The organism is Allocoleopsis sp. (assembly GCF_036703385.1).
Lineage (GTDB): Bacteria > Cyanobacteriota > Cyanobacteriia > Cyanobacteriales > Coleofasciculaceae > Allocoleopsis.
The window spans coordinates 1-10389 of sequence record NZ_DATNPA010000259.1; the positions used below are offsets into that span (position 1 = coordinate 1).

9 protein-coding genes and 1 pseudogene are annotated in these 10389 nt (G+C 50.1%); 3 read left to right on the forward strand and 7 right to left on the reverse strand.

The window, feature by feature from the left end; translation table 11 throughout:
* The 5 genes from aroF to V6C93_RS12495 all read right to left on the reverse strand — a co-directional run.
* A partial coding sequence (gene aroF, locus V6C93_RS12475; protein WP_333476985.1) for a 3-deoxy-7-phosphoheptulonate synthase occupies positions 1–860 on the reverse strand: 860 nt, incomplete at its 3' end.
* A 129-nt stretch (positions 861–989) separates the two neighbouring features.
* The gene (locus V6C93_RS12480) at positions 990–1499 is read right to left on the reverse strand and encodes a PAM68 family protein (RefSeq protein WP_333476986.1); all 510 of its coding nucleotides are present in this window, start codon (positions 1497–1499) and stop codon (positions 990–992) included.
* Between the two features lie 15 nt (positions 1500–1514).
* Positions 1515–1784 carry a 30S ribosomal protein S15 gene (gene rpsO / locus V6C93_RS12485; RefSeq protein WP_333476987.1) on the reverse strand — a complete coding sequence of 90 codons (270 nt, stop codon included), beginning with the start codon at positions 1782–1784 and terminating at the stop codon, positions 1515–1517.
* Between the two features lie 112 nt (positions 1785–1896).
* Entirely contained in the window at positions 1897–2346 is a 450-nt protein-coding gene (gene ruvX, locus V6C93_RS12490) for a Holliday junction resolvase RuvX (protein WP_333476988.1), read from the reverse strand.
* Positions 2347–2359: 13 nt separating this feature from the next.
* Complete coding sequence (locus tag V6C93_RS12495; protein ID WP_349262694.1) at positions 2360–3613, reverse strand: GNAT family N-acetyltransferase; 1254 nt, start codon at positions 3611–3613, stop codon at positions 2360–2362.
* A 542-nt stretch (positions 3614–4155) separates the two neighbouring features.
* On the opposite strand from V6C93_RS12495, the gene cruF reads away from it, so the two are divergent.
* Positions 4156–5103 carry a gamma-carotene 1'-hydroxylase CruF gene (gene cruF, locus V6C93_RS12500; RefSeq protein ID WP_333476990.1) on the forward strand — a complete coding sequence of 316 codons (948 nt, stop codon included), beginning with the start codon at positions 4156–4158 and terminating at the stop codon, positions 5101–5103.
* The gene (gene cruG, locus V6C93_RS12505) at positions 5100–6329 is read left to right on the forward strand and encodes a 2'-O-glycosyltransferase CruG (protein ID WP_333476991.1); all 1230 of its coding nucleotides are present in this window, start codon (positions 5100–5102) and stop codon (positions 6327–6329) included. Before cruF ends, cruG begins: the two co-directional genes overlap by 4 nt.
* Before the next feature lie 88 nt (positions 6330–6417).
* Here cruG and rnhA read toward each other — a convergent pair whose 3' ends face one another.
* A complete protein-coding gene (gene rnhA / locus V6C93_RS12510) occupies positions 6418–7329 on the reverse strand; it encodes a ribonuclease HI (RefSeq protein WP_333476992.1) in 912 nt (303 codons plus the stop codon).
* 376 nt (positions 7330–7705) lie between these two features.
* Between rnhA and V6C93_RS12515 the strand changes: the two genes are divergently transcribed.
* On the forward strand, positions 7706–10084 hold the full coding sequence (locus V6C93_RS12515; RefSeq protein WP_333476993.1) for a DNA polymerase III subunit gamma/tau: 2379 nt from the start codon (positions 7706–7708) through the stop codon (positions 10082–10084).
* A 47-nt stretch (positions 10085–10131) separates the two neighbouring features.
* Here V6C93_RS12515 and V6C93_RS12520 read toward each other — a convergent pair.
* A pseudogene (locus V6C93_RS12520) lies at positions 10132–10389 on the reverse strand (glycosyltransferase family 2 protein); the annotation flags it as partial.

Genomic DNA, 10389 nt, shown 5'->3' on the forward strand with positions numbered 1-10389 from the left:
TACTCATACCGCCCGGTACCGTGACTAGGGTCAATCATAATCGGGAGGTGAGTGAGCGATCGCAACACGGGCAACACGGCCAAATCCAGCGTATTCCGAGCGTACTTCTGATCAAAGGTGCGAATCCCCCGCTCACACAAAATCACATTCGGGTTCCCGGCTGCCAGAATATACTCCGCCGCCATCAACCACTCATCAATCGTGGCGGACATCCCCCGCTTCAATAGTACGGGTTTCTCCTGCCCCCCAACTTTTTTCAGTAGTGCGAAATTCTGCATATTCCGGGCACCTACTTGCACCACATCCGCCACCTCAGCAATCTTCTCGACATCCGCCGTGTCCATTACTTCGGTGATAATGCCCAACCCCGTTTCTTCTCGCGCTGCTGCCAGTAAGCCCAAAGCGCTTTCCCCATGACCTTGAAACGCATAGGGAGATGTCCGAGGCTTATACGCACCCCCTCGCAGAAACTGGGCACCCGCCGCCTTCACCCGACGTGCCGTTTCTACAATCATGGCTTCATTTTCTACCGAACAAGGGCCAGCCACCAGCACCACTGGATGATGCTCCCCAAAGTGAACTGGGCCATTCGGTGTTGAGACAATCACATCACTGGCTTCCCCATGCCGGAACTCGCGGCTGACGCGTTTAAAGGGCTTCTCCACCCGTAGCACCTCTTCAATCCAGGGACTAATTTCCTGAATTTGTAGCGGATCTAAATCGACCGTATCACCCACAAGACCGATAACAACCTTGTGCTTACCCACAATCTTTTCCGGAGTTAGACCCCATTCACTCAGTTCCTGGTCAACGCGCTCGATTTCGGCCTCTGGAGCGCCAATTTTCATGACTACAATCATAGTTTCGTCTCCAGCCCCTGCCCAATGATGTGTGTGCTTTACCGAAGGTTGAAGTTGAAGGTTGAAAGTTGGAAGGTTGGAAAGTTGGGATAATAACCTGCTAACCTACTAACTTGCTAACCTTCAAGCTCAGTCTTTTTGACCAGCAGAGCGCCATGCTGCTGTCATCCGCCCCCAGTTGGTTTTGAACTCTTGCCAACCTAACGTCGTTCCTGGCACATCTTCATCCCACGAAGCCGAGAGAACGCCGTAGCTCAACCCCAACACGCCTAAACCAAAAAAGCCCATACTCGCGAGTACCACTGCTACATTGGGCAACTTTAAGCCAACTTGTTTGACTAAAACATAGCTGGCAAAAAAGGTAATGATGCCCAAAACAGTGGGGATTCCACATAATAGCGCCATCCGGCGCACCATTCGCTTGCTCACTGCATCAGGAATCGCCATTGCTTCCTTAGACACAGGTGTTTTCTTGTCTAGCTTGGTGGCTTTTTCACTGGCTGCTGGAGCGGGTTGAGTTTTGGGCGTTTTTTTGCGTTTCTGACGAGGTTCAAAGGGCAAGCGCTGGTCACTTTGGTTTGACGGCTTAGAATTGGAGGAGTTATTGCCTTTTGCCTCACGCCCTGGTTCAGTAGACATAAGTTTAAATGGGGTCTATCCGCGAATACCTAGGCGTTGAATCAAGGCTTGATAGTGACTCATATCTCCTTTTCGCATATAAGCTAGTAAGCGCTTGCGACGACCAATCAACTGTAACAATCCCCGTCGGGAAGCATGATCTTTGGAATTAGCTCTCAGGTGTTCGCTCAACCGATTAATACGTTCGGTGAGGATGGCAATTTGGACATCTGCCGAACCCGTGTCGGTTTCATGGACTTGGTAGCCCTCGATGATTTCGTGTTTGCGCTCTTGCGTCAGACTCATGGATAGATTCAATGATATTAAACCAGCAGTTTTCCATGTTATCACTCTGACGAGTGTGGTTGAAACTCCGTGTTGGGGAATAGGGAGGGCACAACGTCCCTTATGAACATTCTCATCCCTGATTTCCACTTCCCGTGTTAGCTGAGCGGCGGGCATCCAACCACTGTTGCAGAATCAGGGCCGCTGCTTTGCGGTCAATGAGACCTTTATTCTGAGAAAGCGATCGCCTCTCCCCTTTGATTAACTCTTCTGCCTCCACGGAGGTTAGGCGCTCATCTATATACTCGACAGGCAACTGGAGTGCTTTCGCCAACCGCTTGGCAAATTTTTTGATCTGCCGTGCCTGGAAGCCCAGCGTCCCATCCATTGAATAAGGCAAACCGACAACGAGGAGCTGTACTTGTCGCTGTTCAACCCACTCTCGAACTTGTTCTACATCCCCATTAAAAGACGTGCGGTTTATTGTTGTCAGACCTGTAGCAATCAGACCCGTGCCATCACACCCTGCCACACCGATGCGCTTGCTTCCTACATCTAATCCCAATGCCGAGAGCTTTTCCATCCTCGAAACGTTCCTAATTCCGGATGGTGGGCGATTCCGTGGATGGGCTTGCCTCTTTGGAGATAGCACTCTTCGAGGTTGAGACTGGTTGAGAGCCGTTTCCAGAGGAGACAGCTTGGGTTTTCTTGGAGATAGACTTCCACCAAGCAATGCGGCTGGGGATTGGTGTGCGTGCTGGCTGTAACCCTTGAAGCACTTCCGATAACTGCAATCCTTCTAAAGACATTGGCTTGGCTTCCCGTAGCTTGTGCCAGACAGAACGGGACATCAAAAGGGTATGCTCAATCCGCTCTGCCCCCATTTGTTCGAGATATTCTTCCCGTTCGGGTTGATAATCAGCAGAAGCAATTTGTAGAGATTGGGGGGGCATCGCTTGCACAACCCGCGCCATTTGAGCCAGTAACTCTGGGTATAAGCAGGTGTAAGCTGGGTGGACAGTCAGCTCACCTTTGTGGCAACTGGAGCCATCCCGACACAGCCGGATTTGAAAATAGCCAATCGCGGCTTTGCGTTGGGGTTCAAATACGTAGCCACTCACGACTTCGGTATGGGTGAACCACTGGTGAATATGAGATACCAGCGCCCTCATAAACCCTGTTTTAAAATCTTGGACGTGGCGGTCAAATACCTGGCGCACCAAGGGGGGCATGGATGCTGTATCAAGTTGATAAAGCAACTGAGCTTCAGCATTACTCACCGGGAGTAGATTCGGTAAATCAGGCTCGTGAGCTGCCAATTCTTCCAGGATTTGAGGTGCGATCGCCCAATACGTCAGTTGTGCTAAAGGCTGAAATCCATTTTGCCGATAAAGTGCCAGTGTCGTTTTCTGATGAATATTAACTTCCAGTAACCAGGTTCGCGCTTCCCAAATGGTCTCGAAGCAATAGCGCAATAACGCCGAGCCCGTGTCTGCTTTTGCTGATGTATTGTCTTGAACGCTGGCTGTAGTATCGACTAACACCTGCTCCACCCGCCAAGTGCTGCGGGTGCGATTAAACGGCGAAATCTTGATCATGCCGCGAATCTGCTGGAACGCTTCAGACACATACACACAAAAGGCATACTGGCTGGGGTTGGGGAACCAACTTAGCAGCTTGAGCAAGCCATACCAGCGTCGAACTTGCTGTAATTGTTGAATGAATGTCACAGAGCAACTGTTGCTATCTGCATCAGTTACCTCTGTAGCAAGCTGTTCGATCGCCTCCAAATCTCGGTATTGAATGGGGCGAATCGCATTCTTCGCGTTTTCTGAAACAGGTGAAGTCATGTTGGGTACAGATGCCTTGACGCAGATAGCAGCAGACGCGACCAACAGGCTTGCGCGATTGCAGAACAGTTGCAAGACTGAGGTTACTGCCAATATGTTAACGATTTTCCCACCCTTCCATTTTCATCCCTGGGATGGCTTCCCTTGAGAGAGCAAGATTTTCAAGACTTTAGGGGGCTGTTCTTCATTGTATTCCCTTTAAGAGTAGGGTCGGTATTGCCCAGCTATCTTTAACTCCTCCTTGGAAGCTGTATGAACTCTTAGGTCAAGCGTCGTCTGAGTAAAGCAGCAAGTGTCAAACGCTCTGGAGCCTTCTCCCCATAGCTTTATGCCATTGCCTTTCTGTACCTGAGAATGTGAGTATCATTACGAAGTGTTCACAAAATTTAAAGGACATGGGGGCTAAACTGAAGATTTTATCGTAAACATTTGTAAACTAATAAACAACTATCTGCTCACAGAAATTTTCTGGTGCCTTCGCACGAAGGCAGCTTCTTCCCGGAAAAGCACAACTAGGCTTTCACTGTATTAGGAGTTTCTCAATGAAGCAACTTGTCAAACTTGAGCGCTACTTCCTGATTGGTCATATTTTTGCAATGGTCTTTGGACTAGCGGGGTTACTGCTAGTCGTACCCCATCCTGAGGTGATCGCAGGCTTAGGCTCCTTTGGGCAGAAGACGTTCGCGTGGTCAATGTCTGGGGGTGGGGTGCTCAATATCCTGCTGGGTGCAGCAGCGGTCGCAATTTATGCATACCGAACCCTGGGGCTACAGCAATGGCTGACCTTCATGGTACCGGCTGTGCTTCTCTCTTTGGGCAGTGAATTGCTAGGCACCAGTACCGGCTTCCCGTTTGGGGAGTATGGTTACTTAAGCGGTTTGGGTTACAAAGTGGCTGGACTGGTTCCTTTCACCATTCCCCTCTCCTGGTTCTATATGGGTTTTGTTTGTTATCTACTCGCTCGTGCTGGAATCGATGCCAGTATGAAAACAACGAACTGGGTCTGGTTGCGCTCTATCTTGGGCGTCGCTTTAGGCGCGATCCTGCTCACATCTTGGGACTTTGCCCTTGACCCAGCGATGAGCCAAACCGCTTCTCCTTTTTGGCATTTCGGAGATATAGGTTCTTTCTTTGGAACTCCTTACCGCAATTTTGCAGGCTGGCTGGCAACGGGTGGTCTGTTTATGAGCGTGGCAGCTTTCTGCTGGAAGAAAACGCCGATTACCTTATCGCGTCAGCAGTTGGGATTTCCTCTGCTTGTTTATATCAGCAATATTGCCTTTAGTGCTGTCATGACAGTTTTTGGTGTTGGACTCTGGATTCCAATCGGATTGACCCTGATTTTTGGCGTCGTTCCTGCTGTAGTTTTGTGGTGGATGGGTTCATCTGTACCTACCCCAATCACCGTAGACTCAAGTGAGACTACTGAACTAACAACGCTTCAGGCGAAACCAGTACCGATGGCATCAGTGGGAGCACTGCCGAAGTGAGTTGGTTTACAGCTTTAGTCAGCGGTTCAACAGCGCTACTTCCACCCGCGTCTGTTAGCTTCTTAGCCTCAGCGCTGTTATTCATTCAGATACCCGCCGCCTTCCTCCTGCTCTCCCGCCTGATTAAAGGGCCAGGGCGTCGTCCTCCAATTGTTCCTCAAACTGCCGCTCCCGATCAACTGGGCGTTGTCAGTGTGGTGATTCCCACCCTCAACGAACGCGATCGCCTAACTCCCTGCCTAGTAGGCTTGAGTCAGCAGAGTTATGAAGTTAGAGAAATCATCGTTGTCGATAGTCGCTCAACCGATGGAACACCGGAGCTGGTTAAGAACGCCCAGGAAAAAGATCCCCGATTTCGCCTAATCACTGATGATCCCTTACCCCCTGACTGGGTAGGGCGTCCCTGGGCTTTGCATACGGGTTTTTTGCATACTTCCGCTGATAGCCAGTGGTTTCTGGGGATGGATGCCGATACTCAGCCTAAGTCTGGACTGGTAGCAGGTCTGATCGAAGCCGCTGAAGCGGAAAAGTTTGATTTAGTTTCCCTATCGCCGCAATTCATCCTCAAGTATCCAGGGGAGTGGTGGCTCCAACCCGCGTTATTGATTACCCTGGTTTACCGATTTGGGCCAACTGGTATCAATAGTGAATCAGCGGAACGGGTAATGGCGAATGGACAGTGTTTCTTATGTCGCCGCGAAGTTCTGACCAAGCTGGAGGGCTATACCAGTGCTAAAGGGTCTTTTTGTGATGATGTAACCCTGGCTCGTTATGCGGCATCTTGTGGGTTTAAGGTTGGGTTCCTTGATGGAGCCAAGGTGGTGAAGGTGCGAATGTATGAGGGAGCCAAAGAAACCTGGAACGAGTGGGGGCGAAGTCTTGACCTGAAAGACGCCTCTTCCACAGGTCAGCTGTGGAGCGATCTGTGGCTGCTACTGAGTGTTCAGGGGCTTCCTCTCCCTGCCTCCTTACTTTTTCTAAGCTGCCTGGGTTTGGGGATTTCCTCACTGTCAGTGACGGCTGCGGCTGGGTTGAATCTATTTTTATTGTTGATTCGTTGTGCCTTGCTTTTTGCGATCGCTCCCTCTTATGATCGCACTCAGGCATCAGCTTCCTCCTGGCTATTCTGGCTTTCTCCGATTGCAGACCCTCTAGCCGTCTTGCGAATTTTCTTGTCGGCTATCCAGCGACCGACCTCTTGGCGGGGTCGGAGTTATGAAATCTGAGGTTGGCAGGTTGAATGTTAGCAGGTTGGCAGGTTGTAATATCTAGTCTTTCAACCTTCAACGTTCAACCTTCCAACCTTCAACGCTTCTAACCCTCAACATCTGCCGTATTCGCTTGATCGACTCGTTCTAGTTGCCAGAGGATTTGATTGCCTTCACGTCGTACTCGTGACACAATCCAATTCCGCCAAGGCCAGTGGTCGCCGCGACTGGTTACAGCACTGGCATTAACATCCATTAAGTCAGCCAGTTCTGGACTGCTAATTAGGTAGCCTTGGCGGGCTATTTCGTCGGCGATATGGAGCGTTTCTACCAGGTTACGGAGTTGAGCAACTCTCACCTCGCGAGGTAAGTCTTCAGTCGCACCAGTAGGGGAAGAGACAGATGAATCTATCATGGTTACTTCAGAGGAGGGAAGGCTCATTGGTATAGTCTCGTAAGCTAACTTAGAAACAACGTTTGAATCTGATACTCCTGTTACAGGTGAGTTAGTGGCTGAATGATCGGATGGTGGAGTCTCGAAGTCGAACGCCTGTTCTAGTACAAGAGGCTTACCAATAGCAAAAGCACGAGCGATCGTATCACAACGCTCATTACCCTCGTTGCCACTGTGGCCCCGAACGTACTGCCAGTCCACCCAGGGAGAATTCAGCTCATCAAGAGTTTCCCACAAATCTTGATTTAATACAGCTTTTCCCTGAGCCGTCTTCCAACCTTTTTTTTTCCAGCCTTTAACCCATTTGGTGATGCCATTCTTGACATATTCGCTATCAGTGTAGAGGATGACGGGTGTGTCCTGACCCGATGCCTTGAGAACCTTCAGCGCCTGAATGGCCGCTAGCATTTCCATTCGGTTGTTTGTGGTTTGGGCTACTTTTCCGCCCATTTCATAAACGGAGCCATCGGTAAAATAGACTACAGTACCCCAGCCACCTGGACCAGGGTTGCCAGCGCAAGCGCCATCGGTGTAAAAGCATTTGATTTGGCGAGTAGGAGGCATTGTGTTTTGAGTTGTAAGGTGTGAGTGTTTTCTGCGGCGGTACCCTTCTTCAAGTGAGGAATGACTGACTAGAGGCGTGACAGCTAATCAGATGATAAGTGCATCCGACTCAAAGTATTTATCATAATCGCCGATAAGACCCCATGTGGAGCGTAGCGGCACTTGGGGATAAGAGGCGAGTCAATTGTCCTGTCAGTTTTGTAGAAATAACTGGAACAGGCAAGAGGCTGAAGTACAAAGCTTGCTAAAACAAAATCTTTGTGGTAATAAACAGCCCCAACATTTACGCCCGCTATTCATCTAAGATGGCATTTGCTGGGGTGTTCATCAGACAACACACCAGACAATCCCTTCTCTCCTCCCGCAGTCTCGCCTCGTGAGTTACGAACCCTTACACCACAAATATCGCCCTCAAACCTTTGCCGATTTGGTAGGGCAAGAGGCGATCGCTACGACCCTGATCAATGCCATCCTGACCGAACGGATTGCCCCGGCTTATCTGTTCACCGGCCCTAGGGGGACGGGTAAAACGTCGAGTGCGCGGATTCTGGCAAAATCTCTCAACTGCTTAAAACAAGATAAGCCTACCGATTCACCTTGTGGTCGCTGTGGGGTCTGCACCAGTATCACAGCGGGTTCCGCCCTGGATGTGATTGAAATTGACGCGGCGAGTAACACTGGGGTGGATAACATTCGAGAGATTATCGAACGCGCCCAATTTGCACCCGTCCAATGCCGTTACAAAGTGTATGTGGTCGATGAGTGTCACATGCTCAGCACCGCTGCGTTCAATGCCCTGCTCAAGACGTTGGAGGAACCTCCCAAGCATGTAGTATTCGTACTCGCAACAACTGACCCTCAGCGAGTACTGCCGACCATTATCTCGCGTTGTCAAAAGTTCGATTTTCGGCGTATCCCGTTGCAGGCAATGGTGCAGCATCTACAAGATATTGCCCGCAAAGAAAATATCAATATCACACCTGACGCCTTAACGTTAGTTGCACAAGTGGCTCAAGGGGGACTCCGAGATGCCGAAAGTCTTCTGGATCAGCTGAGTTTGTTACCTGGAGAAGTGGCAGTCGAGCAAGTCTGGGATTTGGTAGGGGCGGTGCCAGAACGAGACTTACTGGAACTGACAAGAGCGATCGCCTCCGACAACTCAGAAGCTGTTCTCGACTCTTGCCGCCGCCTGATGGACAGAGGGCGGGAACCCTTGGTCGTTCTTCAAAATCTAGCGGGTTTCTACCGCGATTTACTCATTGCCAGAACCGCTCCTAATCGCGGAGATCTGGTTGCCATAACGACCCCTACCTGGGATCAGTTATGTCAGTTTGCCCAAGATGTGGATACGTCCCGTATCTTGCAAGGTCAACAGCACCTGAAAAACAGTGAAGTTCAAATTAAAAACACCACCCAGCCGCGCTTATGGCTGGAAGTTACCTTGTTGGGCTTACTACCTGCTGCGAATCCTGCCAGTGCAGCCAACCCGACTCCTGTCTCGCACTTGTCTGCTAAGGGTAGGCAAGATTTACAAGCCTCTCGTAACCCTCCTTTACCCGCAAGTTCTCCACGCCACGAGGCTCCCGGCGGAGAACGGCCTGTGGAATCTGGCATCCCACCTGTTGTATCCTCTCAGCTCCAGACACCATCATCGGATCAATTCACAGCTCCAAATTCGGCTTCTAACCCACAGGCTATCCAGTCTCAAAGCATGGCAACTGCGGTGAGGACATCTGCCCCCTCAACCTCCGTTCAAAGCCCTACATCAAATACATCTACTGCGATCGCTAGAGATTTGGAACAGCCTCTGGAGGTAAACGCGCCAAACACAACAGCGCAAGCTGCGATCACACAAAGCCTTACCTCAGAGGCGAGCGAATCCCCCTATGCGATGCGAGAAATCTGGCAACAGGTGCTAGAGCATCTTCAACCCTTTGCCACACAAGCCTTGCTGCGTCAGCATTGTCAGTTAATCAGCTTTGAAGGGTTAATTGCCCATGTTGGAGTTAGCTCACAGCCCTTAATGAAGCTTGCTCAAGAGAGATTGCCTAACATTGAAGCGGCTTTTGAAGCGGTCTACAAATCTAAGGTGAAGGTAAGCCTAAAAACCAAGGGAACAAAGTCTCTTAATATAGATACTGGCAATGAAGCCACTGCTCGCCGTGTAGTTCCAGAACCCATCTCGCAAGCGGCGGTTACCCAACCTGTAAACAACGATTTACCTAGCCAAATCTCGACCCAGCTGCTGCCCGCACGGCAAGAAGCAGAGAAAGAAACTGAAGTTCATAGGACAAGAGGGAGAGAGGGAGAAAATACTGCCCTCTTGGAAAAGGAAAATCCCCGCATTCAGATTAGTGAACAAGGTGATGCCCTAACTGAGCCTGCTGCCCGGTTTTCACTGACTGAACCTCCAAAGGCACTCTCTGTACAACAGATAGATTTGGATGTGGAGGATATGGAAAAGGTGATGGGGAACCTCAAGCAATTTTTTGAGGGAGAGATTGTCGATCTAGGCGATGATTTCAGCAATCGTGAACCTGTAAGCACTAAGCCACTAGATACAGAGGAGACGATCGCTGAGGATACTGAGCAGCTCGAAGTAGAGCTAGAAGAAGACGAACACGAACTGAGTTTGAGTCAACTAACCCGTACTCGCCAATGGCAAGCCAGTGAGTTAGCCGCTCTCGAAGATGCCGATGTCCAGAAAAGATTGGAGAACGTGGAATACGATGAAGACGGCGATATTCCTTTTTAGCGGGGCAACCACAGGGGGATTGCCCCTACCATTAATCAACCTATGCTCTAGCGATTCGCTTCAAGCTCAAAACTTTCTTCATCAGCGCCTTGATGCACTGTCTTCACCCATTTAAGACGCTTGGGACGCACGGAAATTCGCGCTGTCATCCCAGCAATGACTAGCATCCAGTGGAGCATGTACAACATGCCGCGTAGCGTCTGTAAAAGAGTGACTAACAAGGTCGAAACATTCATTGGTTCGTCTCGCTTAGTGCGCAACAGCCCGAAGTACATTCCGATCGCAGGAAGAGCGAGAGTAAATCC